Annotated in this window: 27 protein-coding genes; 20 read left to right on the top strand and 7 right to left on the bottom strand. The window is 49.4% G+C overall.

Annotation, left to right across the window (positions count from 1 at the left end; genetic code table 11):
- The 16 genes from V3O24_RS12320 to V3O24_RS12245 all read left to right on the top strand — a co-directional run bounded on the left by V3O24_RS12320 (nt 1) and on the right by V3O24_RS12245 (nt 13,044).
- Nucleotides 1-888 carry a TPM domain-containing protein gene (locus V3O24_RS12320; protein ID WP_331307435.1) on the top strand — a complete coding sequence of 296 codons (888 nt, stop codon included), beginning with the start codon at nt 1-3 and terminating at the stop codon, nt 886-888.
- On the top strand, nt 882-1,388 hold the full coding sequence (locus V3O24_RS12315) for a TPM domain-containing protein (RefSeq protein WP_331307434.1): 507 nt from the start codon (nt 882-884) through the stop codon (nt 1,386-1,388). The genes V3O24_RS12320 and V3O24_RS12315 overlap by 7 nt, the downstream gene beginning before the upstream one ends.
- 129 nt (nt 1,389-1,517) lie before the next feature.
- Nucleotides 1,518-2,045: a YceD family protein gene (locus V3O24_RS12310; protein ID WP_104424347.1), complete on the top strand. Its 528-nt coding sequence runs from the start codon at nt 1,518-1,520 to the stop codon at nt 2,043-2,045.
- Nucleotides 2,045-2,227 (top strand): 50S ribosomal protein L32, encoded by a 183-nt coding sequence (gene rpmF, locus V3O24_RS12305; RefSeq protein WP_104424346.1) that lies wholly within the window; start codon nt 2,045-2,047, stop codon nt 2,225-2,227. The genes V3O24_RS12310 and rpmF overlap by 1 nt, the downstream gene beginning before the upstream one ends.
- Before the next feature lie 90 nt (nt 2,228-2,317).
- Nucleotides 2,318-3,346, top strand: a complete 1,029-nt coding sequence (gene plsX, locus V3O24_RS12300; protein WP_104424345.1) for a phosphate acyltransferase PlsX — start codon at nt 2,318-2,320, stop codon at nt 3,344-3,346.
- Nucleotides 3,343-4,311 (top strand): beta-ketoacyl-ACP synthase III, encoded by a 969-nt coding sequence (locus V3O24_RS12295; RefSeq protein ID WP_331307432.1) that lies wholly within the window; start codon nt 3,343-3,345, stop codon nt 4,309-4,311. The genes plsX and V3O24_RS12295 overlap by 4 nt, the downstream gene beginning before the upstream one ends.
- A 12-nt stretch (nt 4,312-4,323) precedes the next feature.
- Complete coding sequence (gene fabD, locus V3O24_RS12290; RefSeq protein ID WP_331307431.1) at nt 4,324-5,274, top strand: ACP S-malonyltransferase; 951 nt, start codon at nt 4,324-4,326, stop codon at nt 5,272-5,274.
- Nucleotides 5,267-5,995, top strand: coding sequence for a 3-oxoacyl-ACP reductase FabG (fabG, locus tag V3O24_RS12285; RefSeq protein ID WP_331307430.1), 729 nt, complete (start codon nt 5,267-5,269; stop codon nt 5,993-5,995). The genes fabD and fabG overlap by 8 nt, the downstream gene beginning before the upstream one ends.
- A gap of 184 nt (nt 5,996-6,179) precedes the next feature.
- The gene (acpP, locus tag V3O24_RS12280) at nt 6,180-6,410 is read left to right on the top strand and encodes an acyl carrier protein (RefSeq protein WP_006890004.1); all 231 of its coding nucleotides are present in this window, start codon (nt 6,180-6,182) and stop codon (nt 6,408-6,410) included.
- Between the two features lie 218 nt (nt 6,411-6,628).
- On the top strand, nt 6,629-7,873 hold the full coding sequence (gene fabF / locus V3O24_RS12275; protein WP_104424341.1) for a beta-ketoacyl-ACP synthase II: 1,245 nt from the start codon (nt 6,629-6,631) through the stop codon (nt 7,871-7,873).
- A 56-nt stretch (nt 7,874-7,929) separates the two neighbouring features.
- A complete protein-coding gene (gene pabC, locus V3O24_RS12270) occupies nt 7,930-8,772 on the top strand; it encodes an aminodeoxychorismate lyase (protein WP_331307429.1) in 843 nt (280 codons plus the stop codon).
- Entirely contained in the window at nt 8,769-10,145 is a 1,377-nt protein-coding gene (gene mltG / locus V3O24_RS12265) for an endolytic transglycosylase MltG (RefSeq protein ID WP_331307428.1), read from the top strand. The genes pabC and mltG overlap by 4 nt, the downstream gene beginning before the upstream one ends.
- Complete coding sequence (gene tmk / locus V3O24_RS12260) at nt 10,142-10,813, top strand: dTMP kinase (protein WP_331307427.1); 672 nt, start codon at nt 10,142-10,144, stop codon at nt 10,811-10,813. Before mltG ends, tmk begins: the two co-directional genes overlap by 4 nt.
- Nucleotides 10,810-11,817: a DNA polymerase III subunit delta' gene (locus tag V3O24_RS12255; RefSeq protein WP_331307426.1), complete on the top strand. Its 1,008-nt coding sequence runs from the start codon at nt 10,810-10,812 to the stop codon at nt 11,815-11,817. Before tmk ends, V3O24_RS12255 begins: the two co-directional genes overlap by 4 nt.
- 2 nt (nt 11,818-11,819) lie before the next feature.
- Nucleotides 11,820-12,167, top strand: coding sequence for a PilZ domain-containing protein (locus V3O24_RS12250; RefSeq protein ID WP_104424426.1), 348 nt, complete (start codon nt 11,820-11,822; stop codon nt 12,165-12,167).
- A gap of 97 nt (nt 12,168-12,264) precedes the next feature.
- Nucleotides 12,265-13,044, top strand: coding sequence for a TatD family hydrolase (locus V3O24_RS12245; RefSeq protein WP_331307425.1), 780 nt, complete (start codon nt 12,265-12,267; stop codon nt 13,042-13,044).
- Nucleotides 13,045-13,197: 153 nt separating this feature from the next.
- On the opposite strand, the gene V3O24_RS12240 is transcribed toward V3O24_RS12245, so the two are convergent.
- The 7 genes from V3O24_RS12240 to queF form a co-directional block, all read right to left on the bottom strand.
- Nucleotides 13,198-13,716 carry a transposase gene (locus V3O24_RS12240; protein ID WP_331307424.1) on the bottom strand — a complete coding sequence of 173 codons (519 nt, stop codon included), beginning with the start codon at nt 13,714-13,716 and terminating at the stop codon, nt 13,198-13,200.
- A gap of 158 nt (nt 13,717-13,874) precedes the next feature.
- Nucleotides 13,875-14,249, bottom strand: a complete 375-nt coding sequence (locus tag V3O24_RS12235) for a DUF86 domain-containing protein (RefSeq protein WP_331307423.1) — start codon at nt 14,247-14,249, stop codon at nt 13,875-13,877.
- Nucleotides 14,246-14,536 (bottom strand): nucleotidyltransferase family protein, encoded by a 291-nt coding sequence (locus tag V3O24_RS12230; RefSeq protein WP_331307422.1) that lies wholly within the window; start codon nt 14,534-14,536, stop codon nt 14,246-14,248. Before V3O24_RS12230 ends, V3O24_RS12235 begins: the two co-directional genes overlap by 4 nt.
- Before the next feature lie 338 nt (nt 14,537-14,874).
- Nucleotides 14,875-15,222: a hypothetical protein gene (locus V3O24_RS12225; RefSeq protein WP_331307421.1), complete on the bottom strand. Its 348-nt coding sequence runs from the start codon at nt 15,220-15,222 to the stop codon at nt 14,875-14,877.
- A 205-nt stretch (nt 15,223-15,427) separates the two neighbouring features.
- Complete coding sequence (gene asd / locus V3O24_RS12220; RefSeq protein ID WP_331307420.1) at nt 15,428-16,291, bottom strand: archaetidylserine decarboxylase; 864 nt, start codon at nt 16,289-16,291, stop codon at nt 15,428-15,430.
- Complete coding sequence (locus V3O24_RS12215) at nt 16,288-16,572, bottom strand: EscU/YscU/HrcU family type III secretion system export apparatus switch protein (protein WP_331307419.1); 285 nt, start codon at nt 16,570-16,572, stop codon at nt 16,288-16,290. The genes asd and V3O24_RS12215 overlap by 4 nt, the downstream gene beginning before the upstream one ends.
- 171 nt (nt 16,573-16,743) lie before the next feature.
- Nucleotides 16,744-17,133 carry a preQ(1) synthase gene (queF, locus tag V3O24_RS12210; protein WP_331307418.1) on the bottom strand — a complete coding sequence of 130 codons (390 nt, stop codon included), beginning with the start codon at nt 17,131-17,133 and terminating at the stop codon, nt 16,744-16,746.
- A 134-nt stretch (nt 17,134-17,267) separates the two neighbouring features.
- On the opposite strand from queF, the gene smc reads away from it, so the two are divergent.
- The 4 genes from smc to V3O24_RS12190 all read left to right on the top strand — a co-directional run bounded on the left by smc (nt 17,268) and on the right by V3O24_RS12190 (nt 24,048).
- A complete protein-coding gene (gene smc, locus V3O24_RS12205; protein WP_331307417.1) occupies nt 17,268-20,852 on the top strand; it encodes a chromosome segregation protein SMC in 3,585 nt (1,194 codons plus the stop codon).
- Nucleotides 20,852-21,571 (top strand): cell division protein ZipA C-terminal FtsZ-binding domain-containing protein, encoded by a 720-nt coding sequence (locus tag V3O24_RS12200; protein WP_104424329.1) that lies wholly within the window; start codon nt 20,852-20,854, stop codon nt 21,569-21,571. Before smc ends, V3O24_RS12200 begins: the two co-directional genes overlap by 1 nt.
- A gap of 138 nt (nt 21,572-21,709) precedes the next feature.
- On the top strand, nt 21,710-21,973 hold the full coding sequence (locus V3O24_RS12195; RefSeq protein WP_331307415.1) for a DUF1640 domain-containing protein: 264 nt from the start codon (nt 21,710-21,712) through the stop codon (nt 21,971-21,973).
- Nucleotides 21,974-22,092: 119 nt separating this feature from the next.
- Nucleotides 22,093-24,048 (top strand): helix-hairpin-helix domain-containing protein, encoded by a 1,956-nt coding sequence (locus tag V3O24_RS12190; RefSeq protein ID WP_331307413.1) that lies wholly within the window; start codon nt 22,093-22,095, stop codon nt 24,046-24,048.
- Nucleotides 24,049-24,393: the final 345 nt, after the last annotated feature.

Here is a 24,393-nt window from a genome sequence, read left to right as displayed (position 1 = left end):
ATGTTATCTTCGATATTTTTCCGCACCCGCTACGGGCTCGGCTTTTTCCTGCTGCTATGTTGCATGCAGGCCTGGGCGGTTGTTGGCGTTCCCGAGCTGTCGCGTCGCGTCATCGACCTTACCGCTACGCTCAGCACCGAGCAGGTCGTAGCGCTGGAAGACAAGTTGGCTGCATTTGAGGCTCAAAAAGGCAGTCAGATTGCGGTATTAATCGTCCCGAGCACTCAGCCCAAAGATATAGCCGAATTCGGCATTGAGGTTGCCGATTTATCGCAAATCGGCCGTAAAGGCGTCGATGATGGCGTCATCATGATAGTGGCTAAAGATGACCGGAAGCTACGTCTCGAAGTCGGCTACGGCCTGGAGGGCGTTATTCCCGATGCTGTCGCAAAGCGGGTGATAGAGGAGACCATTACGCCGTATTTTAAGGTCGGCGACTATGCGGGCGGTATCGATGCCGGGGTTATACGTCTAATGAAGCTGATAGAAGGCGAGGTTTTGCCTCCGCCGCCTGAAAATCAAGGCGATCCACAGGATGAGGCGGCATTTATGATGACCTTGTTCGGAGGCTTGATTGCGGGTTTCGTGCTGTCCCTGATAGTAGGACGCTTAATCGGCTCGATGCTGGCAGGATTGGGTAGCGGTATGGTGGCTGTATTGTTTTTTGGGTTGACTTTGTGGCTGGCGTTATTTATCGGGATAATGGTTTTTGCTATTGTCGGGCTTTTACAAGTGGGCGGGCGAGATTGGTCTGGCGGCGGCTACGGCGGAAGCCGCAGCGGGAGTTCATGGAGCGGCGACAGCGGCTTCGGCGGGAGTAGTGGTGGAAGTTCGTGGAGTGGCGGCGGAGGCGATTTTGGCGGAGGAGGCGCATCAGGGTCATGGTAAATATTAAACGTTGGTTTCGCCATGCCTTTATGCCGCCTTGGCGTTGGCGCGTGTTATTTTCCAAGAAGGCGTTGGACGGCATAGAAAAATCAATTAAACACTCCGAGCATCAGCATAGCGGCGAACTTCGTTTTGCCGTTGAAAATGCGCTTGCACTGGGTAAAGTTTGGCGTGGCGTGTCGACCCGTCAACGTGCGATAGAAGTGTTTTCGGATTTGCGGGTCTGGGATACCGAGGAAAACAGCGGTGTCTTAATTTACCTGCTGCTGGCGGATCGTGAGGTTCATATTATCGCAGACCGGGGTATTACTAAGCTTGTGAGTCAAAGCGAGTGGGATGCTATAGCAGAGGCTATGCGAAAAGCATTTAAACGGGGTGATTTTTTGCGTGGATCTCTGCAAGGCATTGAGAGCATTACATTGTTGCTGGCTACTCATTTTCCGTCCACCGCAGATAATTCGAATGAACTTTCCAATAAACCGGTAATAGTTAAGCGTTGATACTCGGCTTGTAATTAATTAACTTACATCTTATTGCTTGAATATACGGGCTTTTAATGGTATCCGCTTGAGCGCCGGGAGTTTTTTGGATTTGACGGATTTGTTGTTTCCATATACCATTGCGCGGTTATGTTAGCTCGATTACCTGAATTCATAGATCCTTTGCACCTGGCGGATAAGCGTGGTGAATTGAAGGGGCAAATACCTGTAAGTAGTCTGGATCGTTTGGCGGATATTCTGTTTAGCGATTCGGGAGTTGTGACTGTGGATCTTTTTTTTGGCCGGGAAGGAAGGTTGGCCAAAGTTGAAGGAAAAATAGAAGCGGTTTTGGAACTTGAATGCCAAAATTGCCTGCAGGCGGTGCAATGGCCTGTTAGCAATAGCATTAAACTAGGTATCGTTACTTCAATAGATCAAGCAAACAGGTTGCCCGAGGAATACGAGCCGTTGTTGGTCGATGAAGGGAAAGTTCTTCTAAAGAACATTGTTGAAGACGAGTTATTGCTTATCTTGCCGACTTTTCCCAAGCATCAGCACAATTGTCTCGCCCAGAAGCCGGACATCAAAAAGGTGGACTCTTTATCTCATGAGCAGCAGTCGTCTACCGAAAATCCTTTTTCCATCTTAGCCAAACTTAAAAACACTGGAGATTTATAATGGCCGTACAAAAAAGTAAAGTAACGCGTTCAAGACGCGGTCAACGTCGTTCACATGACGCGTTAACAGGCAAAACCTTGTCTCAAGATGCAATGACAGGTGAAACCCATATCCGTCACCATGTAACTCCCGATGGCTTCTTTAAAGGCCGTCAAATCGTAAGCGCCGGCGACGAAGATTAATAAAATTTCCGTCCTTTAGCATGATGATATGCCGAACCTGATCTAATCAGCTTCGGCTTCTTTTTAATAACTCAGGAGTCATCCGTAAGCGTGAGCCTAACAATTTCGATTGATGCAATGGGCGGGGATTACGGTCCTGAAGTCACCATTCCTGCATCATTGGATTGTCTTAAAAGCAATCCAGACTTAAAACTGATTTTAGTGGGCGATGAGGCTGTTCTGAAGCCGCAGTTAGCCCGGGCGCTAATTGATTACCGGGACAGGCTCTCTATTCAGCATGCATCACAATGCGTAGGAATGGATGAATCGCCGTCCAAGGCGCTAAAAAATAAAAAAGATTCGTCAATGCGGGTTGCTATTAACCTGGTTCATGACGGGCGTGCGGACGCCTGCGTTAGCGCCGGTAATACCGGAGCCTTAATGGCTACTGCCCGTTTTGTGCTTAAAATGATTCCCGGTATTGATCGTCCTGCCATCATTTCCACATTACCGTCAATTAACGGGCATACCCATGTGCTTGATTTGGGTGCAAACGTGGATTGCACGGCGGAACACCTTTTTCAGTTTGCAGTAATGGGCTCAGAGCTGGTCAAAGCGGTTGAAAATATTGATAATCCCAGAGTGGGCTTGTTAAATATCGGCGAAGAAGACGTGAAAGGTAATGAGCAGGTTAAATCGGCTGCAAAATTACTGGAAAATTCGCCGTTAAATTACATAGGCTATGTGGAAGGGGATTCTTTAAATGCCGGTCATATCCAGGTCGACCTGATTGTCGCGGACGGTTTTGTCGGCAATGTCGCACTCAAGTCCATTGAAGGCGCGGCAAAAATGATCGGCACGGCGCTAAAAGAGGCTTTTGGCAAAAACGCGGTAACCAAATTGGCGGGGCTGCTGGCCTATCCGGTGCTTAAATCGTTTAAAAACCGTATTGATCCGCGTTTATATAATGGCGCAAGCTTTTTAGGATTGCGCGGACTGGTTATTAAAAGCCATGGCGGCGCTGATGTGTTGGCGTTTAAAACAGCCGTTCATCTTGCTGAAGTTGAAGTCAAGAAAGATGTTATTAGAAAAATAAGCGAACAAGTCGAAAAGACTTTGGCTCTGAGAGAAAATGCATGACTCGTTATTCAAGAGTAATCGGTACCGGGGGCTATTTGCCGGAAGAAGTTCGCACCAATGAGCAAATATCACAAACCGTTGATACTTCCGACAGCTGGATTTTTGAACGAACCGGCATTAAAAGTCGTCGGATTGCAGGGGCTGATGAAACCGCCTCAAGCATGGCTGAAATTGCCGCAAGGCAAGCCATAGAGGCTGCGGCTTGCGATCCCAACGAAATTGACTTGATTATTGTCGCGACCGGGACACCTGATCGTGTTTACCCTAGCACAGGCTGTTTGTTGCAGCAGCGCTTGGGTATTAAAAACTGCGTCGCTTTTGATGTGCAGGCGGCATGTTCAGGCTCGATTTTTGCTCTGAGTATTGCCGATCAATATATTAAATCAGGTGCGGCCAAGAAGGTTCTGGTCGTGGGGACCGAAATTTGTTCGCGTCTTGTTGACTGGACGGATCGGGGTACCTGTATTTTATTTGGTGATGGCGCGGGAGCGGTATTGCTGAGTGCATCGGATGAAGCCGGTATTTTATCGACTCATATTCATTCTGACGGTGAGTATGAGGACCTGTTGTATTGTCCAAATCCTCAGGTGGCAATTGAGGCAGGTAAAGATGAAGCCGGTTACATCAACATGCGCGGCAACGAAGTATTTAAGGTCGCTGTTAACACGCTGGGCCGTATAGTCGATGAAACGCTGGCTGCAAACAACATGCAGCAATCCGATATTGACTGGCTGGTTCCTCATCAGGCGAACATGCGGATTATTGCGGCGACAGCAAAAAAATTAAAAATGTCCATGGATCATGTGGTTTTGACGCTTGAGAATCAGGGTAATACCTCATCCGCATCGGTGCTGCTTGCCCTCAATGAGGGGATTCGGGATGGACGTATTCAGCGTGGACAAGTCGTTTTGCTTGAAGCATTTGGGGCGGGATTCACTTGGGGTTCCGCATTAATTAAATACTAAAAGCGTATTGAAATGAATAACCAAATTTACAACTTAGCTTTTGTGTTTCCGGGGCAGGGTTCGCAATCTGTCGGCATGTTAACCGATTTGGCTGCCAGCTATCCTGAAGTGAAACATACTTTCGAGCGTGCATCCGACGCGTTGGGCAAGGACCTATGGTCTATCGTCGCCAAAGGACCGGCAGAGGAGCTTAATCAAACGCATAATACCCAGCCTGCAATGTTGGCTGCCGGTGTCGCCGTTTGGGAAATATGGTGCAAGCACAGTAATGTCCGTCCGGCGTGGATGGCCGGGCACAGCTTGGGTGAATACACCGCCTTGGTTTGTTCCGATGCGATGGCGTTTGAAGATGGTATCAAACTGGTTGCGACAAGAGGCCTGCTGATGCAGGAGGCTGTGCCTTCCGGCGCCGGTGCAATGGCGGCGATTTTGGGGCTTGAGGATCATCAAGTCGTTAAGGTTTGCGCAGATGCGGCTGAGTCCGAAATAGTGTCTGCGGTCAACTTCAATTCGCCGGGTCAGGTGGTTATTGCTGGCAATGCTGCTGCCGTTGAAAGGGCGATGCTCGGGGCAAAAGCGGCGGGAGCCAAGCGGGCGGTACTGTTGCCGGTCAGTGTTCCTTCTCATTGCGCTTTAATGGAGTCGGCGGCTCAAAAACTGGATCGGCAATTGCAGGATACCGTTATTGATACGCCAAAAATGACGCTGATTCATAATGTAGATGTCGCATCGCACAGCGCTCCCGAAGTCATTCGCAACGCATTAAAAGAACAACTCTATAAGCCGGTGCGCTGGGCCGACAGCATCAAATTCATGCATGATCAGGGCGTTACCTGTTTTGTCGAATGCGGTCCCGGTAAGGTGTTGATCGGCTTGAACAAGCGAATTGCCAAGGATGCGGAGCACTTGTCTATTTATGACCCGGGAACATTAAATACAGTATTGGAGCAACTCAATGGCTAAACAAGTAGCTTTGGTAACAGGCGCAAGCCGCGGCATAGGCCGTGCAATTGCGGAAAGATTGGCTCAAGATGGTTTTCTTGTTATCGGCACCGCGACTACAGATAATGGCGCCGACTCAATTTCCACTTATCTGGGTGAGAACGGCAAGGGTTTAAAGCTTGATGTCGGCAATCCTGAATCTATCGCGGAAGTCATGGACATTATTAATACCGAGTTTGGAGCGCCGACGGTGCTGGTTAATAATGCCGGCATTACCCGCGATAATTTGTTGATGCGCATGAAGGACGAAGAATGGGATGATATTATCAATACTAACCTGACTTCGATTTTTCGCATGAGCAAAGCCGTACTGCGAGGCATGATGAAAGCCAAAACAGGTCGTATTATCAATATTTCATCCGTAGTGGGTTCGACCGGTAATGCCGGCCAAGCCAATTATGCAGCAGCAAAAGCCGGGATGGTTGGCTTTGCCAAATCGATGGCCAAAGAAGTCGGGTCGCGTAATATCACCATCAACACCGTGTCGCCTGGGTTTATTGACACCGATATGACCAAAGAGCTGAGTGATGATATTAAAAACAATTTATTGTCGTCTATTCCCCTGTCTCGTTTGGGCAAAGCGGAAGAAATCGCCCATACGGTTTCATTTTTGGCTTCTGAAGGTGCCGCGTATATTACCGGTGAAAATATTCATGTAAATGGTGGCATGTTCATGCCGTAAGAGGTGTTGCCTATAGGCCGTATAGTATGTCCGCCTTAATATTGTGATATTTTTACAATATAAAGTATAATCCCCCCGCCGTCTGGAATTTCCGGAGACGGGATTTCAAATAAAATTAATAACAATACTATTGTAGGTCTCAGATTAGACGCTGGGTAACTTACATTGTTTGAGGATAATAATTATGAGTAACATTGAAGAACGAGTAAAAAAGATTGTTGCAGAACAATTGGGTGTTAAAGAAGATATCGCTACCGATGCTTCATTCGTAGATGATTTAGGTGCTGATTCTCTTGATACAGTTGAACTCGTTATGGCTCTTGAAGAAGAATTCGAATGCGAAATTCCAGACGATGAAGCTGAAAAAATCACCACTGTTCAGCAAGCTATCGATTACGTAGTAAAAAACGCTTAAAACTGATTTTTAGTTTAAGCGTGTAGGTTTGGGTTACAACCCCAGGGACGGGGGAGATGGAATGCCAAAATAGGCGTTCCAGACGTGCGTGAAACACAAACCGTGCGTAGCGTAACCCATACTTAGTGCATATTGCTTCAACTGTTGTGTTGCGTTGCACTTTCCAACCTACATAACTAACCTTTTGTCCCCGCCTTTCATTCTTACGGTAAATCACATTGAGCAAACGTCGAGTTGTAATAACTGGATTAGGCGCAATTACGCCTTTAGCTAACACAGTCTCGGAAACTTGGGATGGTATTATCAATGGTAAAAGCGGCATAGGCCCAATTGATTCCTTCGATATTTCTCCTTTCGCCACTACCTTTGGCGGCGTTATAAGGAATTTTGATATTAGCCAATATATTCCTGAAAAAGACGCCAAACGCATGGACGGTTTCATCCATTACGGTATCGCGGCGGGCTGTCAGGCTATTGAAGACTCAGGTATTGAAGTCACCGAGGCTAATGCCGATCGCATCGGCGTTGCGATCGGATCGGGTATCGGCGGCATTACCGGCATTGAAGAATGTTATGCAACCTATGACAAAAGCGGTCCGCGACGTATCTCGCCGTTTTTTGTTCCCGGCAACATTATCAACATGATTTCAGGCAACCTTTCAATCAAATACGGATTAAAAGGGCCGAATTACGCAATTGTTACCGCTTGTTCCACAGGTACGCATAACATTGGCGATGCGGCACGCTTAATTCAACATGGCGATGCCGATGTAATGATTGCGGGCGGGGCTGAGCGCTGCACAACCTCACCGACGGCAATGGGCGGTTTTGCTTCGGCAAAAGCCTTGTCCCGCCGCAATGATGATCCGCAAGCCGCCAGCCGTCCCTGGGACAAAGACCGAGACGGCTTTGTATTAAGCGATGGCGCCGGTGTTGTGGTTCTTGAAGAACTGGAACACGCCAAAGCCCGCGGCGCAAAGATTTATGCTGAATTGGTCGGTTTTGGCATGAGCGGCGACGCTTATCACATGACGACACCTTCACCCGGCGGCGAAGGCGCTGCGCGCTGCATGAAAAATGCACTGCGTGATGCCGGTTTAAATGCCGATGCAATCGATTATATCAACGCACACGGCACATCAACGCCAGCCGGCGATGTGGGTGAAACCCAGGCGATGAAAGCGGCATTGGGCGACCACGCCTATAAAGTTGCGGTCAGTTCGACAAAATCCATGATTGGCCATTTATTAGGCGCTGCAGGCGGTATCGAGGCGGTGTTGACTGCATTAAGCATCAAAAACCAAATTGCTCCGCCAACCATTAACCTGGAAAATCAGGATCCTGAATGTGACCTTGATTACGTCCCGAATACCGCAAGAAATATGAAAATCGATATAGCCATGTCCAATTCCTTTGGCTTTGGCGGCACTAACGGCACGTTAGTTTTTAAACGCTACGAGTAATTAGTCGTAGGGCGGGCAGCGCTTTTCTGCCCGCCATTTGCCTATCAGGCTAAAAAATGATCCTCATCAATGGTGAAAGCAAGGCGCATATCGAAATATCCGATCGCGGGTTTCAATATGGCGACGGCTTGTTCGAAACCATTGAAGTCAGGGACGATCAGCCTGTTTTTCTGGAACGCCACTTAGCGCGGTTAAATTCAGGTTGTCGTCGGCTGCATATCCCTTGTCCCGATGCCGAATTGCTCCGCCTTGAAGCTAAGGAGCTTTGCCGCCGATGGCATACGCACCGCCGGGCTGTGCTTAAAATCATAGTCACGCGCGGCTCGGGGGGGCGGGGTTATCGCCAACCCGATGCCATTCACCCGACCCGCGTCTTAAGTCTTCATCCTTATCCTGATTATCCTGAAACCTATTCGGAGCGGGGCGTAGTCGCCCGTTTTTGCGCAACCCGGTTAGGCCTGAATCCGGCTTTGGCGGGCATCAAGCACCTGAACCGGCTTGAGCAGGTTATGGCGAGGGCTGAATGGAGTGAACCGGACATTCAGGAAGGGCTTATGCTGGACGTCAATGATTATGTTATTGAAGGAACAATGACCAATTTGTTCTACGTTAAAAATAACAGCCTCTATACTGCGGAACTGGTCCAATCAGGCGTTGCCGGTATTATGCGCGGCATTATAACGGCGCTTTCGGTCGACCACGGTCTTCCGGTCATTGAGCATAGGTTTAGCAAAGACGAGCTGTTATCGGCTGATGAAGCGTTCGTCTGTAATTCTATTATCGGCGTCTGGCCGATCAAGCAAATCGAAACGGCGCACTTTTCAGTCGGCCCGGTAACCCAAAGCATTCAAAGCTGGCTGTACAGATTTACCCGTAATGACTGCATGGAGGCAGGATGAAAAAGATAGAGCAATTCAGAAAGTGGTTGTCGAAACACTTAACAAGGAACAATGAAATCATTGGCTTTGCTGTGTTGATCCTGAGTTTTGCCGGCGGCTGGATATGGATGGACTATCAAAGCGCGGTACGCCAGCCTTTGCTGTTCGATAGAACGGTTTTGATAGAAATTGAAAAAGGCGACTCGCTTGATCGCATTATCGATAAGCTGGAAGCTGAAAAACTGGTCCTTAAGCCGTTCTGGTTTAAAGTCATCGCCTTACAAAAAAATGCACTGAGAAAGCTCAAAACCGGAGAATACGAGTTAACCCCCGGCTTAACCGCTCCCAAAATAATAGCGTTATTTGTTCAGGGAAAAACAAAACAACATGCGATTACATTTCCGGAAGGTTGGAGCTTTAAGGAAATAATGCATGAAATCGAGAAAAATGCCGATATTGAGCATACCTTAAGCGGCGTTGCTTTTGAAAATGTAATGAGCAAACTCAACCTGGATGCCAAATTTTCGGCAGTTGCTCCGCCTCCCGAACCTGAAAAAAATGCCGCAAACCCACCTGATGCAGTCGCGGCGACCGCTAAAGATGATGTGAATACCGCAACTCAGCCGGGAACCAGCGTAGCGGTTACCAAGGACGACGTGAATGCTGTGAATCAGTCTGGAACTGAGGTGGCGACCGCTAATGATGGTGTGAATACTTCAAGCCAGCCTGGAACTGATGTGACGATTGCCAAGGACGATATGAATGCCGCAAGCCAGTCGGGAACTGGCGCGGCGATCGCCAAGGATGGTGTGAATGCCGCAAGCCAGTCGGGAACTGGCGCGGCCAAGCAGTCCCCCGAAGGTTTGTTTTTCCCCGACACGTATTTCTTTGAAAAACATACACCCGATGTATCGTTATTAAAAAGAGCTTACGACAAAATGCAGTCGGTATTGCAACAAGAGTGGCTCAATAAAGCGGAAGGCCTGCCGTTTAAAACGCCTTACGAAGCCCTGATTCTTGCTTCAATTGTAGAAAAGGAAACCGGCGCAGCCGCCGAAAGGCCTCAGATAGCCGGTGTGTTTATCCGCAGGCTGGAACAAAAGATGTTGCTGCAAACCGACCCTACCGTTATTTACGGGATGGGCGACAGTTATCAGGGCGATATTAAATCTAAAGATTTAACCGCAGCCACACCGTACAATACCTATGTTATCGGCGGCTTGCCGCCAACGCCGATTGCGATGCCGGGACGGGCCGCTCTTAATGCAGTGCTGCATCCTGACCAAGGCGACAGTCTTTATTTTGTAGGGCGAGGCGATGGTACGCATGTGTTTTCAGCGACCTTAAAAGACCATAATTCGGCCGTAGACAAATTTCAAAGGAAAAAGAAATGATCCGAGGGAAATTTATTACACTCGAAGGTGGGGAAGGGGTAGGCAAATCCACCAATATGGCTTTCATAAAAGACTACCTGGAGCAACACAACATTTCGGTTGTCGTGACCCGCGAACCCGGCGGCACCGAGCTTGCCGAAAAAATACGCCAATTATTGCTGAACAACAAAAGCGAGGCCATTTCTGAACAGGCCGAGTTATTGATGATGTTTGCGGCGAGAGCCCAGCATATCAAACATGTGATTGAACCCGCGTTGGCGCAAGGAAAATGGGTGCTTTGCGATCGCTTTACCGATGCCACATACGCCTATCAGGGTGGGGGGCGGAACATGAAGATCAGCACCATCGAATGGCTGGAACATCTGGTGCAAGGCACATTAAAACCGGATTTAACCTTGCTGTTGGATGCGCCGGTCGAGATCGGCATAGAACGGGTCAGGAAACGCGGTGCTTTCGATCGTTTCGAGTCGGAAAAAATCAGTTTTTTTGAAAGCGTCAGGCGGGCTTATCTGTTGCAGGCCGAACTGTACCCGGAACGTATCAAACTGATAAAAGCCAACCAGCCGTTAGCCGATGTGCAAAGAGCCATTACCGACGTGATTCGCACTTTGCTCGGTTTATGCGCCCTGAATTGCCAGACTTCCTTCAGGCATGGCAGCATAAAGTGACCTTAGCAAACCGGTTATTACCCTGGCAACAGCAAAACTGGGAGCATCTGTGCAGTTATATTGCCCAAAACCGCATTCCCCAGGCTTTACTCATTACCGGCAATAAAGGGCTAGGCAAACAGCATCTGGCCGATCAGTTCGCCGCAGCCCTGCTTTGCGCAACGCCAAAGGCCGACGGCACGGCTTGCGGTCTTTGCAATAGCTGTTTGCTGATTAATGCCGAAACGCATCCCGATTTCATCCAGCTACAGCCCGAGGAACCGGGCAAAGACATTACCATCGGACAGATACGCAGCCTGATTACCCGCTTGACCTTAAAACCCCAGTTTGAGACTTATCGCGTTGTGATTATCAATCCGGCCGACAAGATGAACAACGCAGCGGCTAATGCGTTCTTAAAATGTCTGGAAGAACCGACCGAGCGTACCCTTATCATCTTAATCACCGAAAAACCGTCTAAACTGCCGGCGACTATCATCAGCCGTTGCCAGAAACTGCCGGTAGCCACACCGAATAGGGAAACTGTCGTTGCATGGCTGGCAGAGACCTTGCACTGCGATGCCGCCGCGAACAAAAGCCTGCAAGGCAACATCTCTTTGGCGCAAGGCACACCTTTACTGGCGCTGGATTATGCCAACGATGCAACCTTAACCTTGCGTAATGAATGTTTCAATGCCTGGGTAGCGATAGCTAAACAGCTAAAATCTCCGGTCATGATTGCCGAAGACTGGCACAAGTTGCCCGCATCGCCGTTAATATTCTGGATCACATCCTGGGTTATCGATTTAACCAAGTGCTGTTATCACCCCAAGACCGAAAACCTGTATAACCCGGACTTGAACGGACAATTGCAAGAGCTGTCCCAACGACTAGAATTAAAAGGACTTTATAAATTGTATGATTTATTATTGGCGGGCCGGCAGCGGCTGGATACCCAAATAAACAAGCAGCTGTTGTTTGAAGAAATTTTAATCCAATGGCACGAACTTAACCGGAGTCAATGACCATGGCAGATGCAGCCGGACAAAGCATATTGTCCCTTTCAATCAAAGATAAAAACGCTTTGTATGCAGCCTACATGCCTTTTGTGATCAATGGCGGGCTGTTTATTCCGACCGACCGTAAATATGAAATGGGGCAGGAAGTCTTCATGCTGCTCAATTTAATGGAAGAGACAGAGCGTTTGCCGATAGCCGGAAAAATCATCTGGATAACGCCGCCCGGTTCGGAAGGCTACAGAGCCGGCGGCATCGGCGTACAATTTAGCGATCAGGACGGCGGCATATCGCGCAACAAAATAGAAAACTATCTGGCCGGTTCCTTAGAGAGCGACCGTTCCACGCATACTATGTAAATAAGACAAAAGGCGAAAGGCTAAGGGCGGACGTTGACGCTCAGGTTTTTTCGCCCTTAGCCTTGTGCCTTTCGCCTGCTTTTATAAAAAAACTTTCATGTTAATAGACTCCCATTGCCATCTGGATCGTATCGATCTGGCGCCTTATCAAAATGATTTTTCCTGCTTCATGCACGAAGCGGCAAACTGCAAAATTGAACATCTGCTTTGCATCTCGATAGATTTGGAATCCTATCCGGCAATGCTGGATTTGGTTAGCCCTTATCCGCAAATATCCCTGACCGTGGGTGTGCATCCTAATGTTCAGGATGGCAAAGACCCCAGCGTCGAAGAACTGATCGCTTTAGGTGAACCCGGCAAAGTCATCGGCATCGGCGAGACCGGCCTGGATTATTTTCGCAGCGAAGGCGATTTAAGCTGGCAACACCAGCGTTTCAGGAACCATATTAACGCCGCAAAAGCATTGAAAAAACCGTTGATTATCCATACCCGCGAAGCCAAACACGATACCCTGCGCATCTTGGAAGAAGAGGGTGCGAGTGAAGTAGGCGGGATTATTCACTGTTTTACCGAAGACTGGGAGTTTGCCCAAAAAGCCTTGGATTTGAATTTTTATATTTCCTTCTCCGGCATTGTCACCTTTAACAGCGCCAAGGAAATCCAGGAAGTCGCCAAAAAAGTGCCCGCCGACCGCTTCCTGATCGAAACCGACTCGCCTTATCTGGCGCCAGTACCCTTTCGCGGCAGACCCAACTATCCGACCTACGTGCGCTACGTTGCGGAAAAACTGGCGGAGTTGCGTGGAACGACGGTCGATGAAATTGCAAAATTATCGACTGAGAATTTTTACAAATTATTCAAGATTGCACAGTCTTAAATGATCGTAGGCCGGAATAAGACCATCCAAGCCTGTCCTGAGCTTGTCGAAGTGCGCGTAGCGCGAGGTGGCGTTTCCGGCGAGTTCCGGTGGTATTTGCCGGAAACGCCAGTTCTCGCTGTCGCTCGAACCGGTTTATTCCGGCCTACGGTGCTACTCGTGTTCTATGTCTTCCACATCGGGAGGCGCAATATCGCCCCAGTTGTTTGCATACCAACCAAGCGCAACAAAACGCGCAAAAGAGCTATGCGGCCATTCGCCGGGCGTGGAGACCAAGCCGTGTTTGACCGGGTTGTAATGGATATAATCCAGATGTTTATGGAAGTCGTTTTCGTCGCGGATACAGTGATCGTAAAAGCGCGGTTGCCAAACCGTTTTTGCTCCGTTTTTTCGGATTTTTGCAGGAATATGTCGTGAAAAGTCGGCCTTGACCATTTGCCAGCGGGTGGAAAAGTCGGAATCGCCTTCAGGTAAACGCCAAAGACAATGCAGATGATCCGGCAAAACCACCGCCGCCAGCAGATCGAAAGGGCGTTTCTCTTTTACCCCACGAAAGGATTTGCGAAGCTGCTCCACCCATTCGTCATCGGAGAAGATCGGTTGACGACGATAAGTGACCAAGGTAAAGAAATATGTCCCGCCGGGAATATACAAGCGTCGGTAATCGCTCATGAGCAGCTCTCAAAACAGTAGGCCGGAATAAGACCAGCAAGCGCGTAGCGCGAGGTGGCGTTTCCGGCGAGTTTGGGTAGTGTTTGCCGGAAACGCCGATTTTCGCTGCCGCTCAAACCGGCTTATTCCGGCCTACAGGGCTGATTCGCACCAGGAGGCTACAGGGCTTCATTTCCTTCATTGTTCGCATCTTCACGGATGGCGGGCAGCCGTTCAAGCAGTTGCGGCAATGCAGTCTGCACCGTTTCCCATACCACATCAAGGTCGATGTCGAAGTAACCATGCGCGATGCGGTTGCGCATGCCTTTCATGCTTCGCCACGGTACGTCAGGATGCTGGTCGAGAAATTTGCTGTAGTCCTTGAGCAGCTTGGTGGCGGCTTCACCGATGATGACGAGGTTCAGGATCACCGCTTGCTGAGTGCGCTTGTCGGCAATAAAGTCATTCTTATTCAGACCCTCTGTGTAGTTGCACGCTTGTTGCGCGGCTTCGAACATGTGGTCCAAGTAGTCGGGGAGACGGTTTTCATTCATATAGACCGAGCCTCCGCAAGCACTTGATCTCGGAACTTCGGAGGTAGATCGCCGGGAGTCAGCAAATCGACGGGGACGCCGAGAAGCTCTTCCAGTTCAACTTGCAAACCGCCAAGATCAAATAAAGTGGTACCGGGCAATGCGTCCACCAGCAAATCAAGGTCGCTGCCGTCTTGATCTTCTCCATGAAGGACGGAGCCGAACACTCGAGGGTTTGCGGTATGGAAGCGGTTCGCAGCTTCGCGCACTGCGTCTCGCTTTAAGTTAAGTGCAATGGAAGGTTTCATAAATTAATCATATCAGAATGGATATAAGTCAGGTAGGGTGCGCATCGCGCACCATTTACGAATGCCAGAATGATTTTGAAATTTTAAAGCATTCTAATGGACAATCCATTTAGGGTATCAAGATTTTCATTACGCTGGACACCGAAAAGGAGCACGATGCGCACCCTACGGGACTCATGGGCAGCTCTCAAAACAGTAGTTTGGGTAGTGTTTGCTGGAAACGCCGATTTTAGCTGCCTCTCAAACCAGCTTATTCCGGCCTACAGGACTGCTTCGTTCAGATAGCTCAGAAACGTTAGGGCCGGGGTTACAAACCCCGGCCCGCTTGGCGTTTTTGGTTATTCAGTTATAACCCAACCATCACTGCCTTTTACAAAGCGGATTTTCGATACCCGCTTGTTACGACCAATAAATGGTGCGGAGGAGTCCACTTCGACGTCGCAGTTATATCCTGAGGCGTCTTGCGCTGCCGCGCACCCTAATTTTTTGACCTCATATACTTTGGGTAGCATATCGTCAGAGATCATAGAACCACCTACGCTTTTCGCTTGTTGAGTAGCCTGATCAACAGTAGCCTTGATAGCTTTTTCAATATCGCTGACGGATGGCTCACCGGAGCAACCAGTAAGTGCAAAGGATAAGAGAAAAGTGACAGATAGGATGATTACTTTATTTAATTGTTGCATGGATGTTCCTTTGTGGTAATGGACAATTGTGGCTCTTAACTAATATAGATATCCTAAACGCAAAATATTGCGTAATTTGGTTATTTGTGAATTTATAAAAATCAAAAATCCTTGTTATTCTGTTGTGTAAATCCAGGCAGCATCACCTAAAAGTATGAGTGATCCAATCCAAAATATGCACAGCGGGGAATAATAACTTTAAACGTTAGTCCCCCGCAACCCGACCAATCAACTCCCCCAACTTAACCGTTTTACCCGCTTTAAACTCGTCATCCCACTGCGCCTTATCCTCACCAAACAATACAATAATCGTAGAGCCCATATTAAACCGCCCCATTTCTTCGCCGATTTTCAACGTAGGCGCATCATCGCCATACTGCCAGCTTTGCACTGAGCTAATGCTTGGCGGCGTGACGACGCCGTGCCAGACGGTTTCCACACTGGACACGAAGATTGCGCCGACCAATATCAAGGCCATCGGACCTATTTCGGTGTCGAATATCGCGGCAACGCGCTCGTTTCTGGCGAATAATCCGGGGACGGAATTGACGGTGGCCGCATTGACGCTGAACAAACGGCCGGGTATATGCACCATTTCCCTTAAGGTGCCGGTCAGCGGCATGTGCAGGCGGTGGTAGTCTTTGGGCGACAGGTAGATGGTGGTGAATACGCCGTTGTTAAACGGTTCGGCGCGAGCAGCATCGCCGCCCAGCAAGTCGGCTGCGGTAAAACTTTTGCCTTTGGCCTGGAAGATTTGGCCGTCGGTGATGTCTCCGGCCTGGCTGACTGCGCCGTCGGCAGGGCAGACAATCGCGTTTCTTTCGCTGCTGATGGGTCTAACACCGGGTTTTAGTTTGCGGGTGAAAAAGTCGTTAAAGCTCTTGTAGGCGTTGATGTCCTGCTCCAGCGCTTCGTCCATATTGACGCCGTAATGCCTGATGATTTGTTTGATAAACAGGTTTTTAAAGGATCTGTTTTCGCAATGGGTCAGTTTGCTCATCATCGCGGACAGGGCGTGATGCGGTAGAACGTATTGGGGCAGGGTGGTCAGGGCTTCTTTAAAATTCATGGTTTGTAATTGTCGGGTGTTTTGCCGCTTAAGAAATACGCGAAAGCGATGATTTCGGCGACGGCAACATAGAGTTCATTGGGGATTTCATCGCCTAACGGGATTTGAGCCAGAATTCTTGCCAGTTCCGGCTCGGTTTGTAGCGGTATTCCGTGGTGTTCGGCGATTTGTAGGATTTGTTCTGCGGTAAGACCCGTGCCTGATGCGGTAACCTTGGGCGCATTTTTGCCGTCGTATTTTAATGCGACGGCAATGTCCGATGTGTAGTAGGTCTTCGCCATGGTGGCTTTTACTCACCACGAACGACTGCATGGATGCAGGAGGTAGAGCAACGCAGGAGCAGTTGCCGAGACACGAAGAGCACGAAGAAAAACATAAGCTTCGTGTTCTTCGTGTCTTCGTGGTGAATAATAGAGTCGGATATGCATGGTATATCTTAGCTGTATATCGCTTTAAGGCAGCGTAACCAGTTCCGGCGCTTGCCAATCGGGATTTTTGTGTTCGACGACGACGGTGGTGTAGATGCCGCCGCGCACGTTAAACTCGGCGCGAATGCGCATGAAGTTCGGCGCTATGGCTTTTACCAGGTCGTCGAGGATTTCATTGGTGACCGCTTCATGGAATGCGCCTTGGTCGCGGAATGCCCACATGTACAGTTTCAGCGCTTTGAGTTCCACGCACAGCGCTCCGGGTATGTATTCGATTTGGATGGTGGCAAAATCCGGCTGGCCTGTTTTTGGGCACAGGCAGGTGAACTCAGGCACGTCGATGCGGATCGTGTAATCGCGGCCTGGTTTTGGGTTGTCGAAAGTTTCCAGATCTTTGCTTGGTTGTGTTGTCATTTTCAGCTTGTATATAAAATCAAAAGGGGTACCAAAAGTAGGCGCTTTAGGCGAAAAAATTCGATACTCGGCTAATTATCGTTAATAATAGGCCGTTATTTTAATTCAACTGTCGGGATATTCATACCAGTACTATGAAACTGGAAAAAATCAAGCTTTCGGGTTTCAAATCTTTTGTTGATCAAACGGTCATACCGATCAGCGGTAATCTGACCGCCATCGTCGGGCCTAACGGCTGCGGCAAATCCAATATTATCGATGCAGTGCGCTGGGTGATGGGCGAAAGTTCGGCCAAGCATTTGCGCGGCGGCAGCATGGCCGACGTGATCTTTAACGGCTCGTCGGGACGCAAACCGGTCAGCACGGCTTCGGTCGAGCTGGTTTTCAATAACACCGACAGCAAGTTGGGCGGAGAATATTCTCAATACGATACCATTGCGATCAAGCGCCAGGTCAGCCGCGACGGCACCTCCGTTTTCATGCTGAACGGTTCGCGTTGCCGCCGCAAGGACATCACCGATATATTCCTGGGCACCGGACTGGGTTCGCGAAGCTATGCGATCATCGAGCAGGGCACTATTTCCCGGATGGTCGAAGCCAAGCCGGATGATTTGCGGATTCATATCGAGGAAGCGGCGGGCGTGTCCAAATACAAGGAACGCCGTAGCGAAACCGAAACCCGGATGAAACATACCAGGGAAAACCTGGAGCGGCTGGACGACTTGCGCGACGAAGTTGAAAAACAAATCAAGCACCTGCAAAAGCAGGCCGAAAAGGCCGAAAAATATACCGAGCTTAAAAAACAGGAGCGCCAATACAAGCTGGAACTGTTGGCGATGCGCTGGAATACCTACCATCAGGCCGCCAAGCAATTGGATGAAAAATTGCAGGAAGTGGCTCACGAGCATAACCGTTTGTTTGTGGAATTGCGCGACATCGATAACAACATCGAAGCCAAACGCACGGAACATAAAACCCAACAGCAGCAGACCACCCGCTCTCAGGGCGATTATTACCAGATCGTCGCTGAGGTCAGCGGTCTTGAGCAGACCATCAAACACAGCGAAAGCAGCCGCGAACAAACCGAAATTGAAATTAACCGTTTGCGCCAGCAGGCCGACCAGTCGTTAAAAGAACTCGAAGCCGATGTGCAGCAGTTGGAAGAAATCAAACAGGCTCTGCTTGAAGCGGAAGAAGCGTTGATTGTTGCCGAGGAGCGGCAGGAAGACGTTTTATATAACCAACAGGAAGTCCAGCAACAAAAAACAGCTTGGCAGGAGCAGTGGGAAGCGTACCGGACGACCAGTTCCAGCTACAAAGAACAATCCGAAGTGCAGCGGGTAAAATCGGTGCAATTGGAAAACCAGAATCGCCAGTTGCAAATCCGTCTGGATAAGCTGCACGGCGAGCGCAGTGAACTGGAGGCCGGCGACTTGCAAAGCGAGATTGAATCGCTGGATGCCGGCATCGAAATTATCGAGACTCAGCGCGCCGAGCTGCACCAACAGCTTGAAGACCTGCATCAGCAGATACGCGAGCAACGGCAGCAGATCAAGCAGTATCATGATGAGCTGCATGCGCGCCGCTCGGAAATGCAAAGCGTAAAAGGCAAAATCACTTCGCTGGAGTTATTGCAGCAGCATGCGATGGGTAAAGACAACAAGCACCTAAGCGCATGGCTTGCGTCCGTGGATTTGACCGAAAACCGGCGTCTGGCCGAGTTTCTGGACGTGCAGGTAGGCTGGGATAAGGCGGTTGAAACGGTTTTGGGCAGTTACCTTGAGGCGATTTGCATTGAGAGCGCCGATCAGGTTATTCCGGGCTTGCAGCGTTTGACCGATGAATCGTTGATGCTGGTTGAAACCGGCCGTGCAAAGCCCTCTCCAGAGGGAGAGGGTTGGGTGAGGGGAAACCAAAATAAGGAAGAAAGCTTATTTGAATCCCCTCATCCCATCCTTCTCCCTGAGGGAGAAGGGGCGATGTTACTAGATAAAGTCAGTGCCCCGTGGGATTTGAGTAATTTATTGTCCGGGGTTTACTGCGCCGACGATGCCGAAACTGCTAGAGCTTTATCCGCCCAACTGAAAGCGCATGAATCGGTCATCACCCCGGACGGCACCTGGTTCGGTTCCGGCTGGATCAAGATCATCCGCGCCAAAGACAGCAAAACCGGCGTGTTGCAGCGCGAAAAAGAGTTGCGTTTGTTAAAGCAACGCCAGGAAGAACTGCATAGCGAAATCGAGTTGGTTGAAGACCAGCTGGAAACGGTCGAAACCGGTTTGAAAGAGGCGGAAGCCACGCGCGAATCGATCCAGCAACAGGATAATAGCCTGGGCGCTGAATTGTCGGCAAAAAGCGCCGAATTCAGCGCGCATTCGGCGCGGCTGGAGCATCAGCAACGTCGTCTGGGGCAGGTCTGCAACGATATTGATGAGTTAAGCCGCGAAACGGCCGAAAACGCCGAGACGATTGCCGAATCCCAGCTATTGCAGGAACAGGCCGAACAGGTCATGGCCGAGCAGGAGCAACAAAAGCAAAACCTGGAGGCGTTAAATCAGGAGCTGCAATCCCGGCAACAGCAAATCGATCAGGCGGCCAATGAAGCCCGCCAACGGGTTTACAGTATCAAGTCGCAGATCGAATCGCTACGATCATCCGAAACTTTAACCGGTAAACAGCTCGACAGGTTACAGTTGCAACACCAGCAGTCGCTTGAACGCATTGCCGAACTGGAGCTTAACCTAAACCAAACGCTGACCCCGATGGACGAGGAAAAAAAGCAGCTGGAGCAGATGGTTGTGGATAAGGAACAGATGGAAAAGACGCTGAAGCAACAACGCCGGCTTCAGGAAGAGCTTGAAGCGGAAATAACTGAGCTGTCCGAAGAACATGTCCGGGTGCAACGCGCCTTGGAAAAGCAAAAAGAAGCATTGGATACGATCCGCTTTGAGTTGCAGGAAAGCAAGGTGCGCCAGCAAACCGTCAACGAACAGCTTAAAGAAATCGATGCGGATGTCGAGCAGGTGCTGCAAAACTTGCCTGAGCAGGCCGAAGAAAACAGCTGGAAAAGAACGGTTGACGACTTATTGGCTCAAATCGAAAGATTAGGTACCATTAACCTGACTGCTATAGAAGAATACAAGGCGCAGTCCGAGCGGATGGATTTTCTTAACGAGCAACATGCCGATTTAGTCGAGGCGCTGCAAACCCTGGATCAGGCGATCAGCAAGATCGACAAGGAAAGCCGGCTGCGTTTTAAGGAAACATTCGATAAAATAAACACCGGTTTGCAGGAGAAGTTCCCAAAATTATTCGGCGGCGGTCACGCTTATCTGGAATTGACCGAACAGGACGAGCTGGAAGCGGGCGTAAACATTATTGCCCGGCCTCCCGGCAAGAAGAACAGCTCCATCCATTTGTTATCCGGTGGAGAGAAAGCATTAACGGCGGTCGCATTGGTGTTCTCGATTTTCGAGCTCAATCCTGCGCCTTTTTGCTTGCTGGACGAAGTTGATGCGCCGCTGGATGACGCTAACGTCGGGCGGTTTTCAAAAATGGTCGAAGAAATGTCGGCATCGGTGCAGTTTTTGTATATTTCACACAACAAAGTGACTATGGAAATTGCAAAACAGCTGGCAGGTGTTACTATGAAAGAGCCGGGCGTGTCCCGGATGGTCGCAGTTGATATTGAAGAAGCAGTTAGTCTGGCGGAAAACTAATGGATAAAGAGATATTAAGAATTGTAATTATTGCAACCGGCATGGTTGTAGTCATCGGCATGTTGATCTGGGCATATATCAAGGACAAAAAGGCCCAGGAAGAAATGGAACTTTACGATGACGAGGGCGATTATGATGACGATGAGTCGTTGGAAGCAGATACCCTCAGGGACACCAGGGACGACTTTGATATTATTCCGCTGGGAGCCGCTAAAAGTAGCGCCGGTGTCCATCATGCCCATAGCAAAGCGGATCGCTATTATGATGAAGACGATGGCGAAGATGATTACTATGAACAGGATGACGACGTAGAGCCGCCGCCACGCGCCGCCGCGCCGGCGATCATTCAGTTCAGTATTATCACCAAGGCGGACGAAGATTTTAACGGCGCCGATCTGGTTGAAGCCTTTGAAATGGTCGGCCTTGAATACGGCAATTTGAAAATATTTGAACGTCTGGATTCCAACCGGCTGGTCGATTTCGGCGTGGCCTGTATTGTGGAGCCCGGTACTTTCCCGGAAAAAGACCTAGACCAGTTTTACTGCCCCGGCATCGTGTTTTTCATGCAGCCTGAAGCATTGGATGATGCACCGGCCGTTTTCGACGACTATATAGAAACAATCAACTTGATAGCCGATAAACTGGACGGCGTGATACTCGATCACAGAAGACAGCCGCTGACCGAAGCGACCATTCAGGCCATTCGGCAGAGTTTGTGATTTTGATGTTCTAACTTAGAAAATAGAACACAGATGACACGGAATTGACGGATAAACACGGATAAGGTATTTGACCTTATCCTTTAAAATATCCGTTTAAGTCCGCCATCGTGTGCTAATGGGTGAAAGGGAAAAATTATGAGTACAGTTACTTTCGACACTTTGAAATATGTGGAAGCCTTGAAAAATGGCGGTGTCCCAGAAAATCAAGCCAGAGCGCAATCAGAAGCGTTAAAGGAAGTGCTTAACACCGAGGTGGCTACAAAGCACGACATCAAAGAGCTGGAACTAAAGATTGACACTCGATTTGAAAAAATACAAGGCGAATTCACACTTGTAAAATGGATGATTGGTTTTAATCTAGCTATGTCTGTTTCCATTCTGTTTAAAATTTTCAGCTAATCCACACCTTTGTAGGGTGCGCTGTGCGTACTATTGAATGCCTAATGGGTATGCACCGCATACTCTACGAAACTACGAATCGACCTACACATTTGCGTTTACCTGTTCAGGTTATTTAGATGCCATCCCTTAGCAATACCCAGTTGGCGCTTTTAAAAGAAGCCGATCTTGATTTCAGCTTATCCACTGAGCTGATCGCTCAAATCGCAGCCCAAGCCAATCCCAAAGAACTGACCGACGAACAGCTGCTTCAGTTTCTGCAGGTCTGCAACGCGCTGTATCGAGGCGGCGAACCGCTAATTTCCGATGCGGATTATGACTTCGTTTTCCTGTCCGAACTGCAAAAACGTCACCCGCACCACCCCTATTTAGAAACCGTCGAACCGGAAGCCGGGTTTGTCGGCAAGACCGTTGCGTTGCCGGAGCCTATGCTCTCGACCGAAAAAACTTATTCCCAGAGCGGCATCGAAAAATGGCTGGCCCGGCTGGAAAAAGCCGCCGATGACTGCGATGTGGATTTTTCCACGCTGCTGATTCGCGCCACGCCCAAGCTGGACGGTTATGCGGCTTACGATGACGGAAAACTGCTGTACACGCGCGGCGACGGCCGCAAAGGCACCGACATCAGCCGGGTTTTCGAGCGCGGCCTGAAAGTCGGCGGCAACGGCAAGCGAGGGCAGGGCGCAGGCGAAATCGTGGTCAGCCAGACTTATTTCAACAGCCATCTGGCCGAATATTTTGAAAACTCCCGGAACTTCCAGGCCAGCATCATCAAAGAAAAAGAGCTGGAGCAACACGCTTTGGAAGCCATACAAAACCATGCGGCGGTTTTCTTCCCGTTCTCCCAGTTGCCCGCTTGGCAAGGCACTGCTGCCGAAGTGCTGGCCGATTTCGACCGCGTTATCGAAAAAGTGTACACATTGGTCGATTACGATGTGGACGGTGTCGTTTTCGAGCTGGTCGGCAATGAACAGATAAAAAAATACCTCGGCGCAACGCGGCACCATCACCGCTGGCAGATAGCTTATAAAAGCAATGTCGAAACCGCCGAAGTTATCGTGCTGAATGTCACCCCGCAAACCTCCCGTTCCGGCCGGGTCAATCCGGTTGCCGAGCTGACGCCGACCAAACTCAGCGGTGCGGTGATTTCCAGGGCAACCGCGCATCATTACGGCATGGTCAAGGAGCTGGGTATCGGTAAGGGTACGTTAATTGAATTAACGCGCTCAGGCTTGGTGATACCCAAAATCGAGCGGGTCATTACCCCGAAAAAACCTCAAATCCCGGAGCATTGCCCCAGTTGCGGCAGCGAGCTGGTTTGGGACAGCGATTATCTTTATTGCCTGAATACCACAAAATGCCCCGCGCAAATTGAAAACACCATCGAGCATTTTTTCAGGACTCTGGCGAATGTCGACGGTTTCGGGGGGAAAACCGTGGAAAAACTCCACGCTTGCGGCATCAACTCGGTTTATGCCGTTTACCAGCTGGACATGGAGCAATTGCAGGACATGGGCTTTGGCGACAAAACCGCGCAAAACCTGCTGGACCAGTTGCAACGCAGCCGTAGCGAAGCCATAGAAGACTGGCGATTCCTCGGCGCTTTCGGTATTCATCGGATGGGGCTGGGCAACTGCGAGCGCCTGCTGCAACATCATCACCTGATGGATATTTTCAAGCTGACCGTTGAAGACGTGATCAATATCGAAGGCTTCGCCGAGAAAACCAGCGCCGCCGTGGTTGAATGTCTGGCGAAAATCAAAACCGATTTCATGCAAATCTACCGGCTGGGTTTTAATTTAATGCCAACGCCGTTAATCGCCGAGCAGCAGCAAAACATCAGCCCGATTTCCGGCAAAACCATCGTCTTTACCGGTACCATGATCCACGGCAAACGCGATGACATGAGTAAGGAAGCCAAGCGCCTGGGCGCAAAAGTTGGCGCATCGGTAACCGGGAAGACCGATTTTTTGGTTACCGGTTCGGATGTGGGGGCGGCAAAAATCGCTGCCGCTACGGAAAAAGGTGTGCGGGTTATTAGTGAAGAGGAATATTTGGCGTTGTTGGGGGAGTGATTTTTTTGGGGTTGATGGTGTCGTATTTGTTTGTGCGATATGTCCTGTTGCTGTAAAGTTGGCTTAATAAAAACAGATAATTAGATGGTTTTATGAAGAATATACGACAACACGATTTTTTTATACGACAATCGATGTCGTATATATTACGTTAGCCAACATTTATACCCCATAGATACGTTAATCGATTGAAACAAAAGAGGTTTTATGTTGTTGTTTCTTCTTGAAAGTGATACCCTCGCCCCGTCGTATAACTGCGTTGATACGACGGGGCGAGGGTATCACTTTCTAAAGTCAACACACCCCCACTTTCGTCCCAACGATTAACAACTGTGCAGTATAAAT

It is taken from the genome of Methylobacter sp. Wu8 (assembly GCF_036440755.1).
Taxonomy (GTDB): domain Bacteria; phylum Pseudomonadota; class Gammaproteobacteria; order Methylococcales; family Methylomonadaceae; genus Methylobacter_A; species Methylobacter_A tundripaludum_A.
This window is presented reverse-complemented; position numbering and strand designations above follow the sequence as displayed.